The sequence below is a fragment of the Thermosyntropha tengcongensis genome, from assembly GCF_055381335.1.
In genome coordinates this window covers 1,902,137-1,927,311 of sequence record NZ_AP042437.1, presented here as the reverse complement: position 1 = coordinate 1,927,311, position 25,175 = coordinate 1,902,137, and the positions used below count along the sequence as shown (strand labels likewise).

The following is a 25,175-nucleotide window of genomic DNA, read 5'->3' as shown; positions in this document are numbered from 1 at the left end:
TTTATGGGGGTACGAGGGTGGCCAGAATACTTGTGGCTGATGATGACGCAGTATCCAGAAGGATTTTGGAAGGGACGCTTAAGGCTTGGGGGTATGAGGTTATAATCGCAGATGATGGGCGACAAGCCTTGGAAATATTAAGCACGGATGATAGGCCGAATTTGGCTATTATAGACTGGGTTATGCCTGGCCTGGACGGAACCGAGGTATGCAGAAGGGTGCGGGAAAGGGAATCTCCCGGCTATGTTTATATAATCTTACTTACAGCCAGGTGCGGGAGGGAAGATATAGTAAAAGGGCTGGAATCAGGCGCTGATGATTATATGGTAAAGCCTTTTTATCCGGAAGAGCTCAAATACAGGCTGAAGATTGGGGAAAGGATAATAAAGCTGGAACAGGATATTTTAAAAATAGCGCGTACTGACTATTTAACCGGGGTCTTAAACCGCATGGCTTTTATGGAGAGGCTGGCCGGAGAAATAAACCGGGCCAGGAGGGAAGAAAAGCCTTTAGGAATAATAATTGCTGATATAGACCATTTCAAGAAAGTTAATGATGAATATGGGCATCAGGCAGGGGATGTGGTGCTTAAGAACTTTGCCCTCTGTCTTAAGAAGGTATGCCGGGATTATGACATAGTAGGAAGGTATGGCGGCGAAGAGTTTATCGTTTGCCTTCCTGGCTGTGATAGGGAAAAAACATTTCAAACAGCAGAGCGTATGCGCAAAGTGGTAGAGCTTAATGCAAGTTATATTGAGAATATTAATAAAGATATTCCAATTACAGCCAGTTTTGGAGTTACCAGTTTGGAAGCGGGGGAAAAGAAAAGCATTGATGATCTGATAAAAGAAGCGGACGAGGCTCTTTATGAAGCTAAAAGAACGGGACGCAACCGGGTAGTTAAAGCAGGTGGATAAAGATAAAAGAACCGTCACCTTGATAAGTTTATGTAGAAAGGGGACGGTTCTTTTTATGGGCTTTATTCCTCGGGCTGAGGTGCGCCGACCGGGCATACATCAGCACAGTTTCCGCACTCGGTGCAGAGTTCGGGGTCGATAACATATTTGTCTTCGCCTTCAGAAATGGCTTCTACCGGGCATTCTTCCACGCAAACTCCGCAGGCGATGCACTCATCAGTAATGATGTAGCTCACCGTTTTCCCCCCTTCACGCAAACTCAATACTTGAATTATAATTAAGGCTTGGCTTACTTGTCAATTTTTAATACCCCCAAACGTGTATTAACTTTTTGATAAATTTAAAGCCATTGCTCCTGTTCACCAGTTAGTATAAAATTGATATTACTGGTTGTTTGAAGATGATAAGCGGGAGAGAGAAATGGTTATGAAATGTGTGATAATGGCGAACGGGGAGTATGGAGAGGTAGAAGAATACAGAAAGATTGCCAGGGATGCTGATTTTGTTTTTTGTGCTGATGGTGGGGCAAACTATGCTTATAAGGCAGGGATAGAGCCATTGGCGATAATTGGCGATATGGATTCCATAGAACCTGAAGTTAAGGATTTTTACCTTAAAAAAGGAGTTATCTGGCGTAAATATCCCCGGAAAAAGGATTTTACCGATACCCAGCTAGCCCTGACTCTGGCGGAGGAAAAAGGGGTACGGGAAATAATATTTTTGGGCACTCTGGGGGGAAGGTTGGACCATACTTTGTCCAATATTTATGCCGGTATTGAATATGTAAAAAAAGGCATAAAGATAAAGCATTACGCACCTTCATACATAGTTTACCTAACCGGAGATGAACTGGAGATAACAGGCAGGGAAGGGGAGATTGTTTCCCTCCTCGTGCTAAGCGATATAGCCCGGGGGGTATGGCTAGAAGGTTTTGCCTATGAGCTTAATGATGCTGATTTAGAAAAAGGAAATCCCTATACCATATCGAATGTATTATCAGTTCCCCGTGCTCTTATAAGGGTCAGGGAAGGCATACTGGCAGTTATACATTATACAGGTAACAATTCTTAATATTTAACATGTGGAGGAATAAGAGTTGGATTTGAGTTTTTTATCCGGTGTATTTGCCAGCCCTTTTAACATAATAAAGAGCATACTTGATATTACTATTGTCGCCTACATTTTTTACCAGATTTTGAAACTTATAAAAGGTACCCGGGCAGAGCAGCTTTTAAAAGGCCTTATCCTTCTGCTCATTTTTTCTGCTTTAGCCCGTTTTTTGCGGCTGGATGTGGTAAACTGGCTTCTTTCTAAATTATGGCTGGTATTTGCCATCACTTTGCCGGTAGTTTTTCAGCCTGAATTAAGAAGGCTTCTGGAGCAGATAGGGAGGGGAAGCTTTTTTTCTTCCAGCCGTTTTACTTCTTTGCCTGATGAATACAGGCAGATTATAAGCGAAATATGTGATGCAGTGTATAATCTTGCTAGAACCCGCACCGGGGCTTTAATAGTTATCACCAGGGAAACCGGTATAGGAGAGTACATAGAAAGTGGGGTTACGCTTGATGCTGCGGTAACCTCGCATCTCCTGATGAATATATTTTTCCCTAATGCTCCGCTGCATGATGGAGCAGCAGTTATAAGCGGAGGAAGGATCTATAAAGCCGGGTGTTTTTTGCCTTTAAGCGATAACCCTCTGGTAGATAAAGAATTAGGTACCCGCCACCGTGCTGCTTTAGGCATAACTGAAGTATCTGATGTTATTGCAATAGTTGTATCAGAGGAGACGGGAGCCGTTTCGGTAGCCATGGAAGGAAAACTTAAACGTTCTTTGCCCCGGGAAAATTTAGAGGCTCTTTTGGAAAATGAACTGGTATCCCGGGAGGGCTTGAAAGCAGCCTTTTACAGGGGGTGGCTGGCAGATGATGTCAAAAGAAAACAGGGATAAAAATACCGGTTTAAAAGTTTTATCGGTGGTTTTTGCTGTTTTATTATGGCTTTATGTAATAGGCGAAGGGCAGGATCCTACCCGGCATACAGAAAAAGAAGTAAATTTGAAATATTATAATCTGGCAGAAGGGTTTACGGCAGAAGGGCCTGATACTGTAAAAGTTAAAACCTGGGGAACGGAAAAGGAAAATGGAGATGTTGAAGTATATATTGATCTGAATGGCCTTAAGGAAGGGCAGTATAAGCTTCCGGTAAAGGTAAAGACATTAAAGGGGGCTTTGCTGACAGCCGTTGAACCCAAGGAAGTAGAAGTTACGATAAAAAGGATAAATGAACATACTTTCCGGATAAAACCCCATATGACTGGAAGTTTGCCATCAGGCTATGAACTGTGGGGCCTGGAGATTTCGCCGGATACCTGTCTGGTAAAAGGAGAGGAAAAAGCGGTAAAAAGGATAAAAGAAGTCTGGTGTGAAATAGATCTGGCCCAGGTAAAAGGAACAGCGGTGATGGAAGCACCGCTTAAAATGGTTGATGAGAGAGGGGCTGAAGTAAAAGGCGATTTGCGGATTATTCCTTCCAAAACAACTGTTTATCTGGTAAGCGGGGATATGCTGAAAAATAAAGAGGTAGGGGTAAACGTTATCTTTGAGGGAATTCCTGAAGATAAGCATGAACTGGGAGTAGTAAGCATCATTCCGGATAAAATTACGGTACTGGGTAATCCTAGTATCATAGAAGGACTGCAAAAAGCTGATACTTTACCGATAAGTTTGGAAGGAAGGAATGCTTCTTTCAGTCAAAGGGTAAAGCTGGTTTTGCCGGATAAAGTAAGGGCTTATCCAGATGAAGTGCTGGTAAATGTGGAAATAAAGAAAAAAGAAAATGAGTGAGAGGTATGAAGATAAGGGTAAGAGAAATAAGGCTGCCTTTAGATCATGAAGATGATGATATAAAGGTAGAAGCTGCCAAGAAGCTTAGGATAAAACCGGAAAATATAAAGAATTTTACCCTGGTCAGGAAAGCGGTTGATGCCAGGAGAAAGCAGGTTTATTTTACTTATATAGTAGATGTGGAACTTAAAGAAGGGTTTACAATCCCGGAGGATTTATTTTTTTCTCCTGATATTGCGAAGGTCAAAGAAGAAGAGGAAGAAAAAATAACCAGGGGGGATGAAAAACTTACCTTTTCTCCGGTAATCATAGGTTCCGGCCCTGCTGGACTTTTTTGTGCCCTTCTTCTTGCTCGCTATGGTTATAAACCGGTAGTTATTGAGCGAGGACAGGATATAAAAAGGCGGATAAAGGCGGTAGAAGATTTCTGGCAAAAAGGGATATTAAATGAGGACTGCAATACCCAGTTCGGAGAAGGAGGAGCAGGCACTTTTTCCGACGGCAAATTGACTACCCGAATCGGAGATAAAAGGGTAGATTATGTTTTGAAAACCATGGTTGAAATGGGAGCCCCTCCTGAGATAGTGTACCTCAAAAAGCCGCATGTAGGTACTGACAATATACGAAAAGTGGTAGTGAGGATAAGGGAAGAGATAATAAACCTGGGCGGCGAGTTTTACTTTGATGCCTGCCTTACAGATATAAATGTTAACCAAAAGTATCTAAAAAGCATAGTAATAAATAATAGGTATGAAATTCCCTGTTCAGTTCTTGTGCTGGCAGTAGGCAACAGTGCCCGGGATGTTTACCGTTTGCTTTTAAGAAAAGGGATTATGATAGATTCCAAGCCTTTTGCGGTAGGGGTCAGGATAGAACATCCCCAGGAATTGATTGATAAGATTCAGTATGGTGATTTTGCCGGACATCCCAGGCTTAAAGCTGCCGATTATCATCTTACCTATCAGGACAGGATAACCGGACGTTCTCTTTATACTTTCTGCATGTGTCCGGGAGGTTATGTTATTGGAGCTGCATCAGGAACTGGCCAGGTGGTGACCAACGGCATGAGCTATTATGCCCGGGACAGCGGTGTTGCCAACAGTGCACTGGTTGTTACGGTAAAACCGGAAGATTTTAACAATGAGCCTTTAGGTGGCATAAAACTGCAGGAAGATTTAGAAAGCAAAGCTTTTGTTCTGGGGGGAGAGGATTATAAAGCCCCCTGCCAGAGGCTGGTTGATTTTTTAGAAAAAAGGGCCACTTTATCCCTGGCTGGCAGTATAGCCACTTTCAAGCCGGGAGTAAAGCCTGCCAATCTGTGGGAACTCCTGCCGGCTGAATTTTGTGAGGTCTTAAGGAGGGGCATTTATTATTGGAACAGGAAAATGCCCGGATTTATCGATGAACGAGCAATTTTAACCGGGGTAGAAACCAGAACTTCAGCTCCCGTGAGGATAGTAAGGGATGAGGGTTTTGCTTCTGTAAGCAGCCCTTTTATATATCCATGTGGTGAAGGGGCAGGTTATGCAGGCGGCATAGTAAGCGCGGCTGTTGACGGGTTAAAAGTGGCGGAAGCAATTATAAGGAAATATTCTCCTCCGGAAGTTAGGGTGGAGGTTAATGGCGAAGGGATAGTAAGGGGCAGCAGCCTCTAGAATTAAGTATAGTGGAGGGACGAAAGTGGGCGTTCTTTTTGGAACCGATGGAGTAAGAGGAGTAGCTAACCGGGAGCTTACTCCCGAGCTGGCTTTTAGCCTGGGGAGAGCTGGCAGTTATGTGCTGGCACAGGATAGTAAGGGCAAGAGAACCTGTATTCTGGTGGGGAGAGATACCAGAATATCAGGAGATATGCTGGAAGCGGCCCTTGTTGCTGGCATATGCTCAACCGGGGTTGATGTTTTAAAGGCTGGGATTATAACCACCCCGGCAGTAGCTTATCTTACCAGGATTTATGGAGCTGCCTGCGGCATTGTTATATCAGCTTCCCACAATCCGGTAGAAGATAATGGAATAAAGTTTTTTGGCCCTGATGGTTACAAACTTCCTGATGAAGTGGAAGAAAAGATTGAAGAATTAGTCATAAAAGGGGTTGATAACCTGCCGCGGCCAGCTGGTGCTGAGGTAGGAAGGGTATATGAGCTTGATGATGCACTGGAAAAATATCTGGATTATTTGCAGGGGACCTATGGCCTTAAAGAAGACTTAAGCGGGCTTACCGTGGTAGTTGACTGTGCCAATGGAGCAGCCTATAAGGCGGGGCCGCTTCTGTGGGAAAGGATGGGAGCCAGGGTTATACCTATAAATTATAAACCAGACGGTGTAAATATAAATTACAAATGCGGTTCCACCCACATGGAAAGCCTTAAAGAAGCGGTAAAGCAGCAGGGGGCAGATTTTGGCATAGCCTATGATGGGGATGCTGACCGCTGCCTGGCTGTGGATGAAAAGGGAGAAGAGCTGGATGGAGACCAGATAATGCTTATTTGTGCCCTGGACATGAAAAGGAGAGGGGTTTTGAATCCTTCCAGGGTAGTGGCTACGGTTATGAGCAATATTGGACTGGAGGTAGCTTTGCGAAAAGAGAATATATCTGTTATAAGCTGCAAGGTAGGCGACCGTTATGTGCTGGAGAAAATGCAGGAAACAGGAAGCATAATAGGAGGAGAACAGTCAGGCCATATAATTTTTTCCGGCTATGCGACTACCGGTGATGGTCTTCTGACTTCCCTCAAACTGGCCGAAGTAGTAAAAAGAAGCCAGCAGCCCCTGTCCAGGCTGGCTGGAGAGATGAAAAAATACCCGCAGATTCTGGTTAATGTGAGGGTGGAAAACAAGGAACAGGTTTTATCAAGGCCTTCGGTAGTAGAAGTGCTTAAAGAGGCAGAGGAAAAACTGGGCGAATATGGCAAACTGGTGGTAAGGCCTTCGGGAACAGAGCCGCTGGTTAGAATAATGGCCCAGGGTCCGGATGAAAATATATTGAAGGAGGTGATAGAAAAGATAAGAGAAGTGGTGGAAAAAGAAAATCTATAGCCCTTAGATGGGCAAAAGCGCCTGCCCCGGATATATTTCCGGGTGACGAGGAGAGGGTTTATCGAGTTTTCGGCGGGTGCCCTCCGGTGAGCCGCCATCGTAAGCCTGGCTACAAAACTGGCTAGCAATAGCCAGGACAAAAGGCCAGGTAGCGGCATTTAATTTAAATAAAAGAACTAACTGGAGGTTTTTTTATGTGTGGCATTATGGGATATATAGGCAAAACCGCAAGTTTGCCGGTAATAATAGATGGACTTTGCAAACTGGAATACCGCGGCTATGATTCAGCCGGGGTAGCTTTCTACAAAGATGGGAAAATAAATATTGTGAAAAAGAAAGGCCGGCTGGCTGATTTAAAAGAGGCTTTGGGAGAGATGGCAGAAAGCCATATCGGAATAGGCCATACCCGCTGGGCCACCCATGGGGTACCGAGTGATACCAATGCCCATCCGCATACCGACTGCAGTGAAAGGATTGCGGTTGTGCACAATGGCATAATTGAAAATTATGCCTCACTGCGCAAGGATTTGATTTTGGAGGGGCATGATTTTGTATCGGAAACGGATACCGAGGTTATAGCCCACCTTATTGAAAAGTATTATGTTAATACTTCCCTGGAAGAAGCAGTGCGCAAAGCCCTTAAGCACATGCACGGCTCTTTTGCCATTGGTGTTATATCGAAGGATGAGCCGGATAAAATAGTGGCTGCCAAAAAAGACAGCCCCCTTATTGTAGGGATAGGGGAAGGAGAGAACTATATAGCTTCTGATATTCCTGCCATACTGGGAAGGACCAGTAAAGTTTATATAATGGAAGATAATGAATTTGCAGTAGTTACTAAAGATGAAATAAGGTTTAGCGATTTTGAAGGGAATCCGATACAGAAGGAAATCTTTCAGGTCACCTGGGATCCGGTAGCTGCTGAAAAAGGCGGCTATGAACATTTTATGCTGAAAGAAATCCATGAACAGCCAGAAGCTCTGCGCCAGACTTTACGGGGCAAAATAACTGAAGGCCGGATAGATCTGGGGGATTTAGGCATTTCTCCTGATAAAATCGGGAAAATCTATATAGTAGCCTGCGGAACTGCCTATCATGCCGGACTGGTAGGAAAACTGGCCATTGAAAAACTGGCCAAAATACCGGTAGAAACCGATATAGCTTCAGAATTCAGGTACCGGGAGATACTGTGGAAACCAGATGATTTGATGATAGTGATAAGCCAGTCTGGAGAAACGGCTGATACACTGGCTGCCTTAAGGGAAGCAAGGCGCAACGGCATAAAGGTCCTGGCGGTAACCAATGTGGTAGGGAGCTCAGTAGCCAGGGAGGCGGATAAAGTTATCTATACCCATGCCGGGCCTGAAATTGCGGTTGCCTCTACCAAGGCATATTCTACCCAGCTTTTGATAATGTATCTTCTGGCGCTCTACCTGGCTCAGGAAAGAAAAACCCTGGCGGCAGATGAGATAATAAGGATTACTTCTGAACTTATAAATATAGATGGGAAAGTGGAAGAAGTATTGAAACAGGAAGAAAAGATAAAAGACCTGGCTTACCGCTACAAGCATGTAGAGAGCACTTTTTTCCTGGGACGCAGTTTCGACTATGCGGTGGCTATGGAAGGAGCCCTGAAGCTTAAAGAAATCTCCTATATCCATGCCGAGGCTTACGCGGCAGGTGAGTTGAAACACGGCCCTCTGGCCCTGATAAGTGAAGGGGTGCCGGTTCTGGCACTGGTTACCCAGGATAGCCTGGTAGAGAAGACCATGTCCAATATTAAAGAAGTTAAAGCCAGAGGGGCGGTAGTGGTAGTAGTCTGCAAATCTGCGCTGCAGGAAGCCTGCCAGGAATGTGAAGAGCAGATACTGCTGCCTGATGTAGATCCCTTGCTGGCGCCAATTTTATCGGTAGTTCCCCTGCAGATATTTGCCTATTACATGGCTGTATTCAGAGGAGCGGATGTAGATAAGCCGAGAAACCTGGCCAAGTCGGTGACGGTGGAGTAGGCGGGTAAAAAATATTAAACGAAGGAACCCGGGAGGCGGCTAAGAAGAAAAAAGGCTGCTTCCCGGGTTTTATTTATTTAAGCAGCAGGCATCGGCAGCGGGGGCAGATTTATTCTTTTATATCCCAAAGGTTGCCGCAGGCGTTGCAGAAGATGATGGCATCTTTTGATTTGTCAGATTTTTCGTAGGAGTTCAGGAATCCGTGGTAGCGCACTTTATCACCAATCTGGTAGTAGTTGTATATGACATCATTGTCAGCGACGCTTATTTTATGGATTTTCCCATCCTCACTGCGGACAAGATGGAAAAGGTTCAGGAAAAGATTTCTAAAGGCGATCAAGGGCTTATAAAAGTAATATCAGTCGCGGCCATGCTGGGTTCTTTTGGGGCTTCAGTATCAGGACACCTGGTGGCTATGAATAAAAATACCATTGCGGCGCTGGCTGGGGGGCTATCATGCTAATCTTATCTCCTCTGGCGGACAGGAGAAATATTAAATGGCTCAAGGAATGGGCTATGGCCATAGCTCTATTTGGCGGCATGCTGGTAGCAGTTTCCTTCTAGCTGGAATGAAAGCAGGGATAAGGAGGTAAGGTATTGATGGATAAAAAACAGATATTTGAAAAAGCAGGATACAGGTTGATTTTACAGCCTGTATCCTGCTTTCTGTTATAAAAGGTGGGGGAGAGTTTTAAGCAAGAGAAGGTTCGGGGACTCTGTCCAGTTCTTTGAGCTCGCGGTAAGAACCAAGGTCGGTATGGACTTCTTCTCCTTTGAGGATATTCTTCTTGTATTTGAATACCTTGTAGTAATGATATACAAATACTGCTATGTTGGAAGCCAGCGACAGTCCGCTTACTACCATGAGGGCTGCTGGATCATGGGAGGATTTTACCGCAAATACTGAGGTATCTACAAAGCTCGGGAAGGTCATTACAAACATCATCCAGATGCCCAGGGTTTGTGCTCTATGCTGCAGCCAGGCTCCTTTTCCTCCGCTTAAAAATGCAGGTATGGTACAGGAGAGGAGCAGTGCTGCGCCTGCATAGAAGGAATGGTCAGGTACGCAGTTGTAGACATAGGCAAAGTTCCAGAGGTCGTAGGCGATAATCCAGAACCAGAGCTGATCAGGCCAGATCATGTCCCGGCGCTTGCGGTTCTGGGAGATGTAAATGCCTGCCCAGCCGGAAATAGTTATTATGTTGAGAATGCCTGCGATCCCGTTCATGATGTTCCATGGTCCGCCGACTATGAGCATCCCATCTACAAAACCGTTGAAGCTGAAGCACTGAAAATCGCGGATTACTGCTTCCAGTATGTTGATGGAAAGTATAGCCGGGGGAAACATCAGGAAATACTTGTTCTGGGCAGCCCCTTTGATATAGCGCAGAGCCAGGAAGCCAAGACATCCAGCAAGTGATGAGTAGACTTTTGCCCAGTGGAACCAGGTGCCGACACTGCTGCCTGGAGTTGCGGTTTTGGTCCAGACGGCAAAGGTAAGGATGAGCGGCAGCACCAGGAAAAGCAGAAGACCTGTCCACAGGTTAGCCCTGCCGAACTCATTGAGCAGCATGAGGCCGCACAGGACTACGATAAACATGATAATCTGCGACCAGGTAAGCGGTTCCCAAAGAAACATGTTTTATACCTCCTTTTACCGGTTTTTATTAGCTGTTTTTATAATAGGATTTGTTTTTTACAGGATTGTGTACTTTTTTTAACAAAGTTGTAATAAAAAGCTGGCAAAAGGAGGCTTTTGTTTTTATTCTTTTAGAGCCTGGGGAAGTGAAAAAAAGAAAGCGACTCCCAAAGAGGTGTTATATGCCCCATACCTGCTCCCGTGCAGGTCCAGAATATTGCGGGTGATGGCCAGGCCAAGGCCAGTACCGCCGTATTCCTTGCTGCGGGATTTGTCTTTTCTGTAAAAAGGCAGCCAGATTTTGTGCAGCTCTTCTTCTTCCAGATGAGAACCTTCATTTTCGACAATAAAAAGGATTTCCCCTTCTTTTTCCTGCAGGGTGATTTTTATTTTCCCTTTTTCTGGGGTATTCTGAATGGCATTGGTAATGAAATTGGCGAGACAGATTTCTATTTTGCCATAGTCTGCTTTTACTATCGGATATGAGGCATTATTTTCAGCTTCCAGCATAAGTTTTTTATTTTCCAGATAGCTTTGAAAGCGGTGGACGGTTTTGATGGCCAGCTGATAAAGGTCGAATTCCTGGTATTCCAGATGGGTGTAACCTTTTTCCAGCCGGGAAAGGTCAAGCATGTCGCTTATGAGTTTGCCCATATAGGAGGTTTCCTGGATGATGGTGTTGAGGTATTGTTCCTGTTTGGCAGGGTTTACCCCGTCTTTTACCGCCTCTGCATAGCTCTGGATTATGCTGAGAGGAGATTTCAGCTCATGTGAAGCGGCGGCGATAAAATCTTTGAGGATGCCTTCCAGCTCTTTTTCTTTCTCAATATCTTCCTGCAGGCGGTCATTGGTGTATTTTAGCTCACTGGCCAGCTGCAGAAGCTGGCGCATGGTGTAGGTGCCTATAGCCCCTGCGATACCTACCCAGGAGTAGTTGAGGTAGCGTATGAATTGTTCAGCTGGCACCCCTCCTGAAGGGATAGAAGATGGGAAAAAGAGGACGAAAATATAATCTCCAGCTATGCAGAGGATAGTGGCATATATTACCAGGAGATAATCAAAATAGAAGATGGAGAGGATTATGCTCAAATATAAAATGGTATGGACCTCGATGGCAGCATGAGCAGCAGCTCGGAACATCATGAAGATGGAAAACGCGGAAGTGATAACCAGCCATTTGCTCCAGTCGTGTTTGCCGTATTTAACCAGTATACGGTGCAGCAAAAGGAGGATAATGGCACTGGCAATAACTACTTTCACAATGTTGGATAGTGAAAGGTAGGGGCTGGTAAGTCCACCTATTTTCATAAGGACGGTTACCGGCACGATGATGGCCAGCAGAAAAGAAACCAGTTTAAGGATGAAAAAATTGTTGTGCTGGGTATTGTTTTCAAGCAGGTGGCTTATAAGGCTGCTGTTCATAAATTTACCCTCCTGTGGGCTATTTGAGGTTTTAGTTTTGCCAGCCAGAGAGGCTGAATTTATAGCCGAATCCGCGCACTGTTTGAATGAGATCGGCAGCTTTACCCAGTTTATCCCGCAGGCGGTTGATGTGAGTGTCAACTGTGCGGACATTGCCGTAATAGGAATATCCCCATACCCCTTGCAGGATTTGCTCCCGGGAAAGCACAATATCGGCGTTATTTATAAGATAGAGCAGAAGGTCGTATTCCCGGGGAGAAAGGTATATTTCTTCGTCATTTATGAAAACCTGATGGGACAGGCGGTCTATTTTTACCGGGCCTATCTGAAGAAGTTCCGCAGGATAAGCGGTTTTTTCCTGTACCCTTTTTAGAAGGGCTTTGATTCTGGCTACCAGTTCCCGGGGACTGAAAGGCTTGGTCACATAGTCATCAGCTCCCAGTTCAAAGCCGAGCAGGCGGTCTTCTTCCTGGGAACGGGCAGTAAGTATTATAACCGGTATACTGGAAAAAGTTCGGATATTGCGGCACACGCTCCAGCCGTCTATGCGCGGCAGCATGATGTCAAGAACTATGAGGTCAGGATGTTCTGTTTTTATAAGCTGCAGGGCAGTTTCCCCATTGTCTGCTTCCAGTACCGCAAACCCTTCTGTTTCCAGATAATCTTTTATGATTTCTCTTATTTTAGTGTCATCTTCTGCCAGGAGGATTTTTTTGCGCATCTGGGAAATTCACTCCTGTCCATAAGTTTTCTTGCATTTATTTTAGCAATTTTATCTGGATGAATGCTAAATTTTTCATTGCAGTCTAATACAGGATGAGGTATTATTTAAAGCGATAATTGAAATAATTGCGGGAGATGATGAAGATGTTCAGAGCTAAAAAAGTTGCATTATTATCAGCGTTGTTGGTCCTATTTTTTGTATCGCCGGTTTGGGCAGACATCGGTCTGGATATTAACGGCAAAAATTACCTGCCGGCTGCTAAACCGGTAGTTAAAGATGGTATTACTTTTATTCAGCTTGAAGAGCTGGAAAAAGTACTGGGGGCGAATACTTCGTTTTCATCAAGCGATAATTGGGCAACTATATCTAAAAATGGCAAAGTCATAAAGATGTTTGTAGGAGAAAACTGGGCCTATATTGATGGAGAGAAAATAGAAATGCCAGCTGCAGTATTAAAGAATGATAAGGGGATAATGGTGCCTCTGCGTTTTATAGCGGAAAATCTGGGCTTTTCGCTTGCCTGGGATAAAAGCAGCCGGGTAGTTAAAATAAATTATGATGAAAAGAGAGAAGGGATGTCTGTTGAGGAGGTTTTTCTTAAAGCATCGCAAAAGATGAACGGGTTTAAAAAGTACCGGATGGTGAGTGAAGCGGAGTTTGATTTAAAAATAGAGGGATTGCCGGAGGAAACTAACGGAAATGTAAATATAAAGGCAGCTTCTTCTTCGGAGAGTTTTTATCAAAAGGAACCGCTTGCTATGTATGTAAAGCAAAAAATATTGATGGAACTTCCGCCGGAAATGACGGGGGATAGCCGCCAGGAATCGGTTGATATGGAAAGCCTTTTTGTCGGCAATAATTACTATATGCGCATGGGGGAAAAAGGCTGGATTAAGATGGATATGAGCGGACTAAATCTGGAACAGGTAATAGAAAAATATAACAGCAGTAATCCAGCTGTTATGATGCAGATAATAAAGGATTGGGGCATGATTTCGGTTTTCCGTGATGATAAGGTGATTGATGGTAAGGAATACTGGGTTATAAATACGGTGGTTGATAAGGATAAATTTATGAATGAGTATGAGAAGTTTATGGGGGCTTTTATGCAGTCTATGCCTTCCGAAACAAAGCAAATTATGAAGGATGCTAGCTTTGATTTTAATTGTATAAGTTACATAAATAAGGAAACTTTTATAAATGAAATGACAGAAATGGACATGAAAATGAAGATGGGCATGGAGGTTCCGGAGGCTAAAGGTCAGAAGGTATGGTTGTATGGTACTGCACATATGAAAGGTTATATTACTGATTTTGATAAGGATTTTGCTCTTCCTGATGTGAGCGGGGCGCTGGACATAGCTCAGCTGGCAGATAAAGATAAAAATTAAATATTAAAAGCCGGTGGTTCTTAAAAACACCGGCTTTTAAATATTATGGCCTTATTTCATCAAGAGCTATATCCTGATAGGTATGAAAGAGTTTATCGCAGAATAAGTCCCACTTTTCTGCCATTTCTATTGTCTTATCGTCCAGGGTGTAAATGTCAGGATAAGAGAGGAAAAAGGAAAGCTCTTCCTTAAGTTCTTTTATTTGTACGCTTTCTCCTCCCTTAAGCAGGTTGTCAACAAATTTTTCCGGTGCGTACCAGGATGCTGCCCGCTTGAGGTCCCGGTATATCTGGGTTAAAAGCACATTGCGCGGGCCTTCCCACAGTTCATTTACGTTAGAATCGCGGTACAAACGAGGAAGGGAGGAAAAGTCTTCTATTACTCCATGCCCTCCGAAGACTGACATGGCAGTATGGAGGATTTCGGTAGCGTCTTTGGCGGCAGTTATTTTCTGCAGCATTATAAGCTCCCGGACTTCAAAGCGCTTCTGCCTTACTGGTTCAGGTTCATCGGTTATGAGGCCCCCTTTTAATCCTTCCGGCAAGCTCAAAAACTCTTTATAGATTTTAAAAGCAGCGGCAGTAGTCCTTTTGGCGGCTCTGTCTATTTTTTTCAACTGATAGGCGAGCAGGGGAAACATGCCTATTTTTCTTCCAAAGGCTTCCCGGAACTCTGCATATTTTAAGGCTTCTCTGGCTGCCCTGGTCATGGAGGCAGCGCTGGAAAGGCCTACTGTTAATCTGGAATAAGTAAGAACGATTCCCACCATGTTGGCCAGGCCTCTGTCAAGCGGGCCTACCGGGTAGGCAACAGCTCCGTTAAAGGTTATTTCAGCGGTAGTAAGTTCGCTGGTTCCCAGCTTCCACTTTATGCGGTCAATGGTAAAGTTGTTGCGGATTTCTTTTTCTTTGTTTCCCGGCAGCCAGGAAGGAACCAGAAAAAGGCCAATTTTTTCCGAACCCTGTGGTTTGGCGGTTACCAGGGCATAGTCAGCATGGGTGGCGGAACAGAAGAACTTGGTGCCGTAAAGCCTGAAAAATCCATTTTCTTTGACTGCCTCCAGGAGATTGGCAGGCACATCTGATCCTCCCTGAATTTCGGAAAGATACTGGGCTCCTATGCCAAAATCGCCATCGATGCCTTCCTTGCAGTGGGTAAGTATTCTTTTTAATTCAGGAGTATCTGCGTATTTTTCTAAAAGGGCTACCAGACCTTCGGTACAGGTTAACGGACAGGCAATGCATGCTTCCCCGTTTTGATAGATGAGATACATTTTGATAAGCCTTTCCCAGAGGGAAGTACGGGATGAAAAAAGCCCCAGGGAAAAGATTTCTTTTTCCATGATTTCTGTTTCTTTGGGCCTTACTATGCGGTCAATGCGGTTGTTAAATGCGTCATAGTGCAGTATAAAAGGCTGTTTTTCCGGACGGGCTATGGCATCGGCCATTTTGCGAAAACGCTGGGAAACAACTGGTGACAGCTCGCGGGCTTTTTGGTCTACCCTTTCCCATTCTTTTTCGTCAGCAATATAATGTTTAAGGACTTTTTGAATAAAAGGGTCATCGGCATAGTAATCCACTTTTTCCCGCCACTCCAGAAATTCCTGAAAACTGTACGGATTATTGCGGTCAGGCAGGGACATAAACATACCTCCTTATTACATTTGTAATAAATATATCATAATATTATGGAAAAGTTGTTATGCTATGAAAATTTTTGTAAAAACAGGTGCTAGAAGCTGAAGATAAAGCTATAAATGATATAATTTTATAAATAATCGCTTTTAAAACAGGAGATGATGCTTTTATGCCCAGAAAAATCAAACTTTTTGTTCTTTTTTTTATAGTTGTGGCTGCTGGCATATATGCTGGCTTTAAGCTCTTGTACATTTCGCCGCCTCCTGAGTCAGAAGATTTTGCAGGAAAAGGAGAAATGATAAGCTTGCCTGAGCCTTCATATAAGAGTGAGGTTTCGGTTGAAGAAGCTCTTAAAAGACGTCGTTCGGTGCGTGATTATAGTGATGAACCGATAACCTTAAAAGAACTGGGGCAGCTTCTCTGGGCCGCTCAGGGGATAACCGACAGCGAAAGGGGGCTAAGAACAGCTCCTTCTTCCTTTGCCCTTTATCCTCTAAAGATATATGTGGCAGCAGACAGGGTAGAGGGGCTGCCGGCAGGCCTTTATGGATACAGTCCTGAAAATCATGCCCTGGTAGCTCTGGAGCCCCACAGCTATAAAAACCACCTGTTTCTGGCAGTCAAGCAGCCGTCTATCAAAAGGGCCCCCTGTTTGCTTATTATTGCGGGCAGTTATGAAGAGATGGAAAAGAGGATAGGGGATAAAAAGAGAGGAAAAGAAATGGCCAAATTCTGCGTACAGGCTGAAGCTGGACATGTGGCGCAGAATGTCTATCTGCAGGCCGTTTCCCTGGGATTGGGTACGGTTTCGGTGGGCGGATTTGATGATGGAGAAGTAAAAAAACTTTTGAATATCGAAGATGAAGATATATTTTATATTATGCCGGTAGGTAAAATAATGAGGTAAATTATTATATTATTTTGGCAGCCCGGTTGGGACAGGTCTGGATACAATTCAGGCAGAGGATACATTCAGTGCCGTTTTTTCTGGTGCGCTTTGGATTTAGCATGTCTACCTGCATGGGGCAGGAATTGATACATTTTTTACATTGGGTGCATTTTTCCGGGTCGACTTTTATGCGGAGCAGGGAAAAATAGCTGGCTGGTTTTAAAAAAACGGTTATCGGGCACAGGTATTTGCAAAAAGCGCGGTTGTCTTTGTATATAAAGGCAAGAATAATGCCTGCTGTGTAATACAGGAGGTTGCTTATGATAAAAAGAACGAGCAGGGCATTTTCTGTTATAGAAGTTTTAAAATAGCGAAGGATTATTACTCCTATAAATATAGCGGAAAATATAAAATAGCGCAGATATCTCAGCTGGTTAGAAACTGCTTTTTCCGGCATTTTATAGGGGAGCAGGTCTAAAAGCATGGCTGTCCAGCAGGCATAGCCGCAGAATCCCCGGCCGAAAAAGAGGGGCCCTCCTATTTTGGCTGCAAAATAGTGGATAACAACTGCTTCTGTAAAAATACCTGCTGTAAGGTAGTATAAGAATCCTTCTATTTGCAGGTTATTATTTTTTAACAATCCGAGTATAACTAAAAGATAGCTTCCAACAATCAGCTGTATTATTTGCCGGGAATAAGGATGTTTTTTCATATAAAGAAGTATGCTGAGTGTTATCATAATGCCTATAAAAGAGAAATTAAGCAGATAAAAAAGGCTGTGCAGCTTTATAAAGAAAATAAGGCCAGTTACGCTGAAAAGGGCGACAATGGCAAACATTAAAAGTTTATCCATAAATACCTGTTTCCCTTTCTTAGTATTTGAGGATAAAAAAATTATACCGCCTTAAAGGACGGTATGCGAAGGTGCCTTAAAAATTTTTTAGCCTACCTTGTGGAGAGCCTGATAGGGTATTTGCACTATTACCGGGGTTCCGGGTTTGAGATATGGGGAGCTGCAATAGTTAAGCTTATCTATCCGCAGAGTGGTGGAGCCGACTCTGATATTATAGATTATTACATTGCCAGCCATATTTGTCTCGGTTATTACCCCCTGGCAGGTTATGCTGGAAGGGCTGGAAAAAGGCAGCTGCCTGTTTTCGTCAGCCAGGATGTTAATTTCGATAGCTTCGGGGCGGACAGCGTAAAAGGCATTTTCAAAATCCTTATGGCTTATCTCTGCCAGTTCTTTGTGGGAAAGCAGGTTGTAGTTGCCTATAAAGCCTGCGACAAAAGGCGTCTCAGGATGGGTATATATTTCTTTCGGAGTCCCTTCCTGTTCTATTTTTCCTTCATTCATGACCAGAATACGGTCTGATATGAGCATGGCCTCTTCCTGGTCATGGGTTACAAATATGCTGGTGGTGCCAGCAGCTTTTATGATTTTGCGCAGTTCAAGACGCAGATTCTTGCGTATTCTGGCATCCAGGGCGCTTAAAGGCTCATCAAGGAGAAGAAGCCGGGGATAGGTAGCCAGGGCTCTGGCCAGGGCAACTCTCTGCTGTTCGCCTCCGGAGAGCTGGTGGGGAAAGCGGTAAGCTTTTTCCCGCAGGTTTATAAGGCTTAACATATTAAGGACTCTTTCCCGTATGGTTTTTTTGTCCAGCTTTCTCATTTTAAGGCCGAAAGCTATATTTTCATATACATTTAGATTAGGGAAAAGGGCATAGGATTGAAAAACTATGCCGATTTCTCTTTTTTGGGGAGGCAAGCTGGTTATATCTTTATTTTCCAGGTATATTTTGCCTGATGTTGGATTTATAAGTCCTGCCATTATTTTGAGCAGCGTGCTTTTGCCGCATCCGCTGGGCCCCAAAATGCTTAATATTTCGCTTTTTTGGAGAGTAAAAGATATATCATGCAGAACTGGCTTTTGTTCATACTGGTGATTGATATTTTCTATTTTAAGGAAGCTCAACTAACTCACCTCGCTGTCTTATTTTCGATACTGGATTGGCAACAGGGGTTTTTTCACCCTTTAATTCCAGTAATTCCAGCCTGGATGGCAGGTGGAAGTCTTTGAGCTTGAGCGCTATGATGGAAATAATACTTATGAGCAGGAAATAAAAGCTGACGATAGCACTTGAAACATGCCCGTTTTGTTTAAGGGATTTAAAAAGATAAACCTGTACCGTTTCATAAGTTCCTCCTACCAGCAGGTTGGCCAGCACAAATTCCCCCATGAGAAAAGAGAAGGAGAGCAGGGCGACAATTGCGATGCTGGTTATTATATTGGGTATTATTACATAGATAAAACTTTTGAAAGGAGAAGCTCCCAAGGTGAGGGAGGCATAGAACAGTTCTGTTATATTGCTGGATTTAAAAGCATTCTGCAGCCCCTGATATATAAAAGGCATTATGATTATAAAGTAAGAGCCTAAAAGGAGTAAAAAAGGGGGGAGGGCAAAAAGGTTGTTATATAACCTTATCAAGCCTACTGCCAGCATTATTCCCGGAAATATAAAAGGGAACATGGCTATAACTGAGGTATATTTTTCTTTGCCGGGAAAATAAAGGTTGATTGTGAAAACAGCCGGGATGAGGACGATAAGGCTTAATATTACTGCACCTGCTGAAATAATGAGCGAACGGAAAAGGGCAGCCAGAAAACGGGTATCAGAAAGTAGTTCTTTATACCAGGCAAGGGTAAGGGAAGATGGCAGTATGCTGTTTTGCCACTGGGAAGCCAGTGAATAAAGGAAAGTAGCTGCTATAGGCAGCAAGAGATATATTATGAAAATGGTTATAATAAAGCTGTTTTTCTTTTTTACCATGATGTAGTACTCCTCCTTAAATAAGCAAGGCCTATCTGGTATATAAGTATGCTGACAGCCAGTATCAGTCCCAGCAGTACTGTCATGGCTCCTGCCAGATGGGGGTTTAAGAATAAATCTCCAGCTATAAGCTGGGCTATGCGTATAGTAACCAGATTAAAATTGCTGCCTGCCAGGGCATAAGCAGTGGCATAGGCTCCCATAGCATTGGCCAGCAGCAGGGAAAGAGTGCCAAGTAGGCTGGGCAGCAAAAATGGCAGTTCAACTTTTAATGTAAAGGCAAGAGAGCTGGCTCCCAGAGTGAATGCAGCTTCCTGCCATTCTTTTTTTACATTGGAAAAGGCAGGCAGCAGTAGAAGAACAGCCAGCGGCAGCTGAAAATAGACATAGATGAGAATGAGGCCGCTCCAGGAATACAGGTCAAAGTAACCGGTAAGGTCGAATCCCAGCCTGCTAAAAAGCAGAGTGAAAATGCCGTTGGTGCCAAGAAGGACTATAAAAGCAAAGGCCAGAGGCACACCAGCGAAGTTGGATACCATGTTGGTGATTACCATCAGCTTTTCTTGGTTTTCTTTGCTGATATTGAGCATAGCCTTGACAATCAGTACACCTGCCAGGAGCGCTATTAAGGCGGAGGTGATGCTTATTATAAAGCTGTTTTTAAATGCTTGCACATAAAAAGGATTCTGCCATAACTCCTCATAGTGGGCCAGGGTAAACCCACCAGAGGAGGCAGACGTGAGACTGTTTATAATTATATATAACAGGGGGGCGGCTTGAAAAAGTATAACCAGGGTTATAAAAGGAAAGAGCGTATATATGATAGCGGTTTTTTTATGCATATTGCCTTGCTTCCTTTCCTTATCTATTATCCTTACTTATATAACTTACTTAAGGTTTACCAGCACCTTTTCCTGCCAGAGGGAAGGCATGTTTTTGGAACTTTCTTCCCAAGCTTTGAAATCCCTTATCGGGCGCGCGTTTTTATATTGTTCAGGAGGCAAAAGCCTGGCTTTAACTTCAGGCGGAAGTTCTACATTTTCCCGAATAGGGCGGGCATAGCCTTTAGCCAGGTTTATCTGCCCTTCATCACTTAAGATGAACTCACGGGCCAGTTTGGCAGCATTGGGATGTGGGGCATATTTATTTATGATGGTTGCATAGCCGCTTATGATACTTCCGTCCTGGGGTATAACTACCTCAAATTGTTCTGGATTAATCTGATCCCGGTAACCAAGGGCGTTGAAGTCCCATAAAAGGGCAATGGGGATTTCGCCTTTTTCGATGTTGGTAAGATTCAAGTCGGCTTTAAGGAGCTGCCCTTCTTTGGCCAGCTGGGCAAAATATTCTATACCCGGCAGAATGTTTTTTTCATCTCCGCCGCCAGCAATAGCAGCTGCCAGCACAGCATGCTGGGCCTGAGAAGCTTTCATGACATCGCCTGCTGCTACCTTATAGTCGCTTTTTAAAAGTTCAGCAAAGCTTTTGGGAGGATTGGGAACCAGCTTTTTATTGATGAGGAAAGCCATGGTGCCCTGATAGCCTACTATCCAGTGACCTTCTTCATCTTTGGCCCAGTCCGGAATTTCATCCCAGTAAGAAGTCTTGTAAGGCTGGGTAACTCCTTTGGCTACTGCTATCGGGGCAAAAGCTATTCCCACATCGCCGATATCAGCGGTGGGATTGTTTTTTTCTGCTTCAAACTTGGCTATTTCTTCAGCGCTTGACATATCAGTGTCTTTATGCTTAATGCCGTATAATTCTTCTATTTCCCGCCAGGTTTCTCCCCAGTTGGCCCAGCTGTCAGGCATGCCCACACTGGCGATCATGCCTTCCTTTTTAGCCAGTTTGATTATTTCTTCCAGAGAGGCTGGTTCTTTTACATTTTCTGCGGACGGATTTCCTTTTTTGCCACTACATCCAGTAATCGATAAAGCCAGGATCAAAAGGATTATCAGGCTTGATTTTAATTTTTTTAGACTTTTCATTATTTAAACCTCCTTAAAATAATTGCTTTGCTAAACCACATCATAATCTGTCTATTTTAAAACGGGGTAAAGGATTGTCGCTTGTCAGGTAAAAAGATTGTAAAATCAGCGGGCCCTTTTTATCGATATAATTTTTTCTTCCTGCCATCCAGGCCAGCTGGAGAAAGGCAGGGGAAGCATATTTCCTATCTGCATAATCCTGGCAGCCAGAGGGGCAATAGCGGTCTGGGGTATTTCATTCCTGTAATAGCCTGCTTTTATAAAGGGAGTAATAGTAAAAAGCGGAATTTGCCTCTCTTTCAGGTTGTTGCCCCCGTGTATGCCGTTTTCGTCCATGCCGTGATCAGATGTTATTATTATGTGATAGCCTTCCTTGTGCCAGAGGGGGACCAGGCTGGCAAGCAGGCTGTCTATGAAAAGGACTTCCTGCCGGTATTCTTTGGAATCCCCTCCATAGAGGTGCCCTTTGAAGTCTATGCTCATGGGGTGGATAAAGAGAAAGTCGGGATCATATTTGCGCCTCAAGGTTTCAGCATCAGCAAACAAATGGGTGCTGGGGTAACTGTCTTCAAAATAGAAGCGGCCGAACTGGATAGGCTTGTTTTCCTCTTCCTGTTCCCGGTCGGTCAGAGGGTTAAAAGGATACTGGTTGTAGAGTTCGCTTATCCAGAAATAGGCAGCCGCAGCAGTGCGCAGGTTTTTTTCCCTTGCCATATGGAAAAGGCTGGGCACCGGGGAAGGCGAAAGGAAATTATTGGTGGTTATTTCATGGACTTCGGGAACGGTACCGCTTAAAAGGGTAGCATAGCCAGGCCTTGATAAAGTGGGTAGTTCAGCTTTGGCAAGGTAAAGGGCAGCCTTGTCTGCTTCTATCAAATGGTTTAAAAATCCCATGGAAGATAACGCGGCATCATAGCGCAGGCCGTCTAAAAGTACAAAAATAAGTTTGGACATAAAATTCCTCCTTTTTTATTTGCCAGCTTTGGTATCTACCTGTAATTCTAAAGGCCCATTATAAAATTATTTTTAAGATACTTGTAGAAACAGGTAATAAAATAGTAAAAAATTTAACCCAAAATAAGAGTGCAATTCGAGTTTGGGAAGGATTGTTTCCGGCATTAAGTTTATTTTTTATAGAGGAGGTGGAGATAGGTCTGGTTGGATATAGAGAACAGATGTCTTGTGGGAAGAAAACGGATTGTGATTTTGGATTTATATTATTGATAGTAAGCAATTACTTCAAAATTATAGTTTAATTTTTGAAAAACTGAGAACAATATTATTTTAGCTTATATTTGTAAAATTTAATGTTTTATATAAAAGAGCAACTCACCAATATATAATTATACCATTTTGATAAAAATTATAGGAATTTCAGAAAATCAGCAATTTGGTAAAAAATGCTTAAAAGAAAGGAATGCAGGAAAAATTTTGTCAAATTGTTATGATAAAAGAATAAAAGATGATGCAGAAATATTGCGAATCGTGATAAAATATTTTAAAAAGCATTTGGTAAAAATAACCTGCTGAAAGGAGGCGAAAAGCAAGGAATAATATAAAAATTTTTTATGTAAAAAAGGGAGGCGATGGCGGAAGGACCTGGTTTTAAGAGGAGGAGTTTATATATGAGATGGTTTAACAATTTAAGTATAAGGAAGCGAATTACAGGTGGTTTTCTTATTGTTATGCTGTTTAATTTGGCTATGGGCATTATAAGTATTCATAATCTAGATACTATTACAGAGATAAATAGAAAAACACATGAACGCATAACCAGGCCGCTGGCAGAACTTTTAATCATTGTCGAATCATATCAGCGAATGCGCAATAATGTAAAAGATTTTATATTTTTCAATAATGACGCGGATAAAGCGTATGATTATCGGAACAGGATACAGGAAAGGAATGCTGATTTTGAAAAAAATTTAAATTCTTTTAGTCAAACGCTTATTTCTGAGGAAGGCCGCAGGTTGGTGGCCAGGCTTGATGAAAACAAAAAAGAATATGACAGGCTTATAGAGGAAGTTTTGCAGCTGGCAGAAAAAGGTGAAGAAAAAGAGGCGATAGCTCTTTTGTATGGACGCGGTGAAATAATCCGCAAAGAGATGGAGAAAGATTATAGCCGGTTAAAAGAATTAAAGCTTATTTTTGCGGAAGAAAATTTTAGCTACAGTATGAAACTGGCTGCTGATACGCGCAGGAATATTATATTTTTTCTCGGATTTACCCTCTTGCTCTCTTTTGTCTTGGCTTTGCGCATTGCCTCGTCAATCGCTGGCCCTTTGGAAAAGGCTGCTGAACATGCGCACTATATGAGCAAAGGTGATTTTACCCATGATATTGAGGAAAGCATTCTTAATAGAGGTGATGAAACGGGTATTTTCAGCCGCACTTTTGCGGAAATGAAAAAAAATATCTCGTATATGACTTTTAAAATGTCTGAAGCCATAAAAGAGCTTAGCAAAGCTTCAGAAAGCCTTTTGAAAACTGTTGATGAGATAAACAGCCAGTGTCAGAACGTAAACCTGGCTGTAGGGCAGATAGCTGCAGGTATGGAGGAAACCAGTTCTTCCATCCAGGAAGTTTCAGAAAGCAGCAGCCGGATAGCCAACACTATAAGGGGGCTGGAAGATAACGCACGTGAAGGGCAGAAAAAGGTTGAAGAAATCGAAAAAAGGGCTTACATGATGCAAAATACTGCTAAAAATTCCAGAGAAGAAGCCAGGGTTATATATGAGGAAAAGCAAAGGAATATAATCGAGGCGATAAATGAAGCAAAAATAGTAGGGGAAATATCAAAAATGGCAGATGTTATTTCAGAAATTGCTGGACAAACTAATCTTTTGGCGCTTAATGCGGCTATTGAGGCAGCCAGGGCTGGTGAGGCAGGACGCGGCTTTGCTGTGGTGGCTGAAGAAGTAAGGAAATTGGCAGAACATTCGGCTGTTACTGCGGGAAATATACAAAATGTTATTGAAAAAGTAAAGAAGGCGGTAGAAAAGCTTACTATCAATGCGGAAGAGATTTTGAAGTTTATAGATAACAGGGTTACTCCAGATTATGATATGCTGGATAAAACAGGTGAACAGTATGCTAAAGATGCTAAAGCGGTTAAAGAATTTATTATCAATTTTACCGCGTCAGCTTTAGACATAGCTGCTTCGGTGGAAGAGATGAACGCGCTTATTCAGGGAGTAGCAGCAGCTGTGCAAGAGTCTACCGCTTCTTCTATAGAGATAAATGAAAATATAAAAGGGACAGTTAAGGTAATTGCTGAAGTTAGTGAGGCAGCGCGCAGCAACGCAGAACTTGCTGCCAGCTTGAGAGAAGAAGTTGAGAAGTTCAGGCTGAGCAATTAATGAACCCAGAATTAAAATTTTGGCGGGAGATAAAAAAAATTTATTAGTTAAAATTTTTGATTAGTTCGATTATTATTTAATTAAGTAAAATAATACCAAAATAAAGAATAAAATTACAGTTAAAAGGAGGAGATTTTTATGATGATGGATAGGGATAAGATTGAAAGTATGTGGGCATCGCAGATGAAAATGGCGGAAGGGTATTGGAATATGTGGAAATCCTGGGCAGAAAGTGCAAGCTTGTGGCAGGAAAAAGGCAGGGAATTATTAAATGCTTATATGCAGGGAAGCAAGGAATTGTTTGATGAACAGAAAAAATGGTTTGATGCTGCTATTATGCAGGCGAGCAAAGGGCAGGAACAGATGCAGATGATTATGAAAGAGGTTTTTATTACAGCTGTGGAAAATATGACTGATACTTCCTATAATCCCTGGCTTGCGCTGTGGAACTGGCAGGGAGCAGGGAAAAAGAATGAAAATTAAAAAACAAGTG

The 25,175-nt window shown here is 43.1% G+C and carries 22 protein-coding genes and 1 pseudogene; 12 read left to right on the top strand and 11 right to left on the bottom strand.

Annotated elements, in window-relative coordinates:
* Positions 1 to 17 precede the first annotated feature (17 nt).
* Positions 18 to 917, top strand: coding sequence for a diguanylate cyclase (locus tag ACZ42E_RS09295; RefSeq protein ID WP_464892053.1), 900 nt, complete (start codon positions 18 to 20; stop codon positions 915 to 917).
* A gap of 62 nt (positions 918 to 979) precedes the next feature.
* Here ACZ42E_RS09295 and ACZ42E_RS09290 read toward each other — a convergent pair whose 3' ends face one another.
* A complete protein-coding gene (locus ACZ42E_RS09290) occupies positions 980 to 1,153 on the bottom strand; it encodes a 4Fe-4S binding protein (protein WP_464892052.1) in 174 nt (57 codons plus the stop codon).
* A 154-nt stretch (positions 1,154 to 1,307) separates the two neighbouring features.
* Between ACZ42E_RS09290 and ACZ42E_RS09285 the strand changes: the two genes are divergently transcribed.
* The 7 genes and pseudogenes from ACZ42E_RS09285 to ACZ42E_RS09255 all read left to right on the top strand — a co-directional run bounded on the left by ACZ42E_RS09285 (position 1,308) and on the right by ACZ42E_RS09255 (position 9,366).
* Positions 1,308 to 1,988, top strand: coding sequence for a thiamine diphosphokinase (locus ACZ42E_RS09285; RefSeq protein WP_464892051.1), 681 nt, complete (start codon positions 1,308 to 1,310; stop codon positions 1,986 to 1,988).
* A gap of 31 nt (positions 1,989 to 2,019) precedes the next feature.
* Positions 2,020 to 2,865: a diadenylate cyclase CdaA gene (gene cdaA, locus ACZ42E_RS09280; RefSeq protein WP_464893521.1), complete on the top strand. Its 846-nt coding sequence runs from the start codon at positions 2,020 to 2,022 to the stop codon at positions 2,863 to 2,865.
* Entirely contained in the window at positions 2,840 to 3,760 is a 921-nt protein-coding gene (locus ACZ42E_RS09275; RefSeq protein ID WP_464892050.1) for a CdaR family protein, read from the top strand. Before cdaA ends, ACZ42E_RS09275 begins: the two co-directional genes overlap by 26 nt.
* A gap of 5 nt (positions 3,761 to 3,765) precedes the next feature.
* Positions 3,766 to 5,415: an NAD(P)/FAD-dependent oxidoreductase gene (locus ACZ42E_RS09270; RefSeq protein WP_464892049.1), complete on the top strand. Its 1,650-nt coding sequence runs from the start codon at positions 3,766 to 3,768 to the stop codon at positions 5,413 to 5,415.
* 25 nt (positions 5,416 to 5,440) lie between these two features.
* Positions 5,441 to 6,793 carry a phosphoglucosamine mutase gene (gene glmM, locus ACZ42E_RS09265; RefSeq protein WP_464892048.1) on the top strand — a complete coding sequence of 451 codons (1,353 nt, stop codon included), beginning with the start codon at positions 5,441 to 5,443 and terminating at the stop codon, positions 6,791 to 6,793.
* A gap of 194 nt (positions 6,794 to 6,987) precedes the next feature.
* A complete protein-coding gene (gene glmS / locus ACZ42E_RS09260) occupies positions 6,988 to 8,802 on the top strand; it encodes a glutamine--fructose-6-phosphate transaminase (isomerizing) (protein WP_464892047.1) in 1,815 nt (604 codons plus the stop codon).
* A gap of 271 nt (positions 8,803 to 9,073) precedes the next feature.
* Positions 9,074 to 9,366 (top strand): annotated as a pseudogene (locus ACZ42E_RS09255) (DUF5058 family protein).
* Between the two features lie 127 nt (positions 9,367 to 9,493).
* Here ACZ42E_RS09255 and ACZ42E_RS09250 read toward each other — a convergent pair.
* The 3 genes from ACZ42E_RS09250 to ACZ42E_RS09240 form a co-directional block, all read right to left on the bottom strand.
* Complete coding sequence (locus tag ACZ42E_RS09250) at positions 9,494 to 10,441, bottom strand: DUF5692 family protein (protein WP_464892046.1); 948 nt, start codon at positions 10,439 to 10,441, stop codon at positions 9,494 to 9,496.
* 123 nt (positions 10,442 to 10,564) lie between these two features.
* Complete coding sequence (locus ACZ42E_RS09245) at positions 10,565 to 11,863, bottom strand: sensor histidine kinase (RefSeq protein WP_464892045.1); 1,299 nt, start codon at positions 11,861 to 11,863, stop codon at positions 10,565 to 10,567.
* Between the two features lie 31 nt (positions 11,864 to 11,894).
* Positions 11,895 to 12,584: a response regulator transcription factor gene (locus tag ACZ42E_RS09240; protein WP_464892044.1), complete on the bottom strand. Its 690-nt coding sequence runs from the start codon at positions 12,582 to 12,584 to the stop codon at positions 11,895 to 11,897.
* 146 nt (positions 12,585 to 12,730) lie between these two features.
* On the opposite strand from ACZ42E_RS09240, the gene ACZ42E_RS09235 reads away from it, so the two are divergent.
* Positions 12,731 to 13,978 carry a DUF6612 family protein gene (locus ACZ42E_RS09235; protein WP_464892043.1) on the top strand — a complete coding sequence of 416 codons (1,248 nt, stop codon included), beginning with the start codon at positions 12,731 to 12,733 and terminating at the stop codon, positions 13,976 to 13,978.
* A gap of 43 nt (positions 13,979 to 14,021) precedes the next feature.
* On the opposite strand, the gene ACZ42E_RS09230 is transcribed toward ACZ42E_RS09235, so the two are convergent.
* Entirely contained in the window at positions 14,022 to 15,620 is a 1,599-nt protein-coding gene (locus tag ACZ42E_RS09230) for an acyl-CoA dehydrogenase family protein (RefSeq protein ID WP_464892042.1), read from the bottom strand.
* A 164-nt stretch (positions 15,621 to 15,784) separates the two neighbouring features.
* Between ACZ42E_RS09230 and ACZ42E_RS09225 the strand changes: the two genes are divergently transcribed.
* Positions 15,785 to 16,522, top strand: a complete 738-nt coding sequence (locus ACZ42E_RS09225) for a SagB/ThcOx family dehydrogenase (RefSeq protein ID WP_464892041.1) — start codon at positions 15,785 to 15,787, stop codon at positions 16,520 to 16,522.
* A 4-nt stretch (positions 16,523 to 16,526) separates the two neighbouring features.
* Here ACZ42E_RS09225 and ACZ42E_RS09220 read toward each other — a convergent pair whose 3' ends face one another.
* The 6 genes from ACZ42E_RS09220 to ACZ42E_RS09195 all read right to left on the bottom strand — a co-directional run bounded on the left by ACZ42E_RS09220 (position 16,527) and on the right by ACZ42E_RS09195 (position 22,277).
* Positions 16,527 to 17,357: a 4Fe-4S binding protein gene (locus tag ACZ42E_RS09220; protein ID WP_464892040.1), complete on the bottom strand. Its 831-nt coding sequence runs from the start codon at positions 17,355 to 17,357 to the stop codon at positions 16,527 to 16,529.
* Positions 17,358 to 17,444: 87 nt separating this feature from the next.
* Positions 17,445 to 18,479, bottom strand: coding sequence for an ABC transporter ATP-binding protein (locus tag ACZ42E_RS09215; protein ID WP_464892039.1), 1,035 nt, complete (start codon positions 18,477 to 18,479; stop codon positions 17,445 to 17,447).
* Entirely contained in the window at positions 18,466 to 19,335 is an 870-nt protein-coding gene (locus tag ACZ42E_RS09210) for an ABC transporter permease (RefSeq protein WP_464892038.1), read from the bottom strand. Before ACZ42E_RS09210 ends, ACZ42E_RS09215 begins: the two co-directional genes overlap by 14 nt.
* Positions 19,329 to 19,925 carry an ABC transporter permease gene (locus tag ACZ42E_RS09205; protein ID WP_464892037.1) on the bottom strand — a complete coding sequence of 199 codons (597 nt, stop codon included), beginning with the start codon at positions 19,923 to 19,925 and terminating at the stop codon, positions 19,329 to 19,331. The genes ACZ42E_RS09210 and ACZ42E_RS09205 overlap by 7 nt, the downstream gene beginning before the upstream one ends.
* A 297-nt stretch (positions 19,926 to 20,222) precedes the next feature.
* Entirely contained in the window at positions 20,223 to 21,323 is a 1,101-nt protein-coding gene (locus tag ACZ42E_RS09200) for an ABC transporter substrate-binding protein (protein WP_464892036.1), read from the bottom strand.
* Between the two features lie 105 nt (positions 21,324 to 21,428).
* Positions 21,429 to 22,277, bottom strand: coding sequence for an alkaline phosphatase family protein (locus ACZ42E_RS09195; RefSeq protein WP_464892035.1), 849 nt, complete (start codon positions 22,275 to 22,277; stop codon positions 21,429 to 21,431).
* Positions 22,278 to 22,948: 671 nt separating this feature from the next.
* Between ACZ42E_RS09195 and ACZ42E_RS09190 the strand changes: the two genes are divergently transcribed.
* Positions 22,949 to 24,682, top strand: coding sequence for a methyl-accepting chemotaxis protein (locus ACZ42E_RS09190; RefSeq protein WP_464892034.1), 1,734 nt, complete (start codon positions 22,949 to 22,951; stop codon positions 24,680 to 24,682).
* Positions 24,683 to 24,820: 138 nt separating this feature from the next.
* Positions 24,821 to 25,165: a hypothetical protein gene (locus ACZ42E_RS09185; RefSeq protein ID WP_464892033.1), complete on the top strand. Its 345-nt coding sequence runs from the start codon at positions 24,821 to 24,823 to the stop codon at positions 25,163 to 25,165.
* Positions 25,166 to 25,175 lie beyond the last annotated feature (10 nt).

What these genes read in the sequence shown, in the direction of transcription:
- ACZ42E_RS09230 (WP_464892042.1), bottom strand. Translation starts at nt 15,620, where the DNA reads ATGTCCCTGCCTGACCGCAATAATCCGTACAGTTTTCAGGAATTTCTG.
- ACZ42E_RS09195 (WP_464892035.1), bottom strand. Translation starts at nt 22,277, where the DNA reads ATGTCCAAACTTATTTTTGTACTTTTAGACGGCCTGCGCTATGATGCC.
- ACZ42E_RS09210 (WP_464892038.1), bottom strand. Translation starts at nt 19,335, where the DNA reads ATGGTAAAAAAGAAAAACAGCTTTATTATAACCATTTTCATAATATAT.
- ACZ42E_RS09200 (WP_464892036.1), bottom strand. Translation starts at nt 21,323, where the DNA reads ATGAAAAGTCTAAAAAAATTAAAATCAAGCCTGATAATCCTTTTGATC.
- ACZ42E_RS09190 (WP_464892034.1), top strand. Translation starts at nt 22,949, where the DNA reads ATGAGATGGTTTAACAATTTAAGTATAAGGAAGCGAATTACAGGTGGT.
- ACZ42E_RS09270 (WP_464892049.1), top strand. Translation starts at nt 3,766, where the DNA reads ATGAAGATAAGGGTAAGAGAAATAAGGCTGCCTTTAGATCATGAAGAT.
- glmS (WP_464892047.1), top strand. Translation starts at nt 6,988, where the DNA reads ATGTGTGGCATTATGGGATATATAGGCAAAACCGCAAGTTTGCCGGTA.
- ACZ42E_RS09185 (WP_464892033.1), top strand. Translation starts at nt 24,821, where the DNA reads ATGATGATGGATAGGGATAAGATTGAAAGTATGTGGGCATCGCAGATG.
- ACZ42E_RS09205 (WP_464892037.1), bottom strand. Translation starts at nt 19,925, where the DNA reads ATGCTCAATATCAGCAAAGAAAACCAAGAAAAGCTGATGGTAATCACC.
- ACZ42E_RS09250 (WP_464892046.1), bottom strand. Translation starts at nt 10,441, where the DNA reads ATGTTTCTTTGGGAACCGCTTACCTGGTCGCAGATTATCATGTTTATC.
- ACZ42E_RS09225 (WP_464892041.1), top strand. Translation starts at nt 15,785, where the DNA reads ATGCCCAGAAAAATCAAACTTTTTGTTCTTTTTTTTATAGTTGTGGCT.
- ACZ42E_RS09220 (WP_464892040.1), bottom strand. Translation starts at nt 17,357, where the DNA reads ATGGATAAACTTTTAATGTTTGCCATTGTCGCCCTTTTCAGCGTAACT.
- ACZ42E_RS09235 (WP_464892043.1), top strand. Translation starts at nt 12,731, where the DNA reads ATGTTCAGAGCTAAAAAAGTTGCATTATTATCAGCGTTGTTGGTCCTA.
- ACZ42E_RS09240 (WP_464892044.1), bottom strand. Translation starts at nt 12,584, where the DNA reads ATGCGCAAAAAAATCCTCCTGGCAGAAGATGACACTAAAATAAGAGAA.
- ACZ42E_RS09275 (WP_464892050.1), top strand. Translation starts at nt 2,840, where the DNA reads ATGATGTCAAAAGAAAACAGGGATAAAAATACCGGTTTAAAAGTTTTA.
- ACZ42E_RS09245 (WP_464892045.1), bottom strand. Translation starts at nt 11,863, where the DNA reads ATGAACAGCAGCCTTATAAGCCACCTGCTTGAAAACAATACCCAGCAC.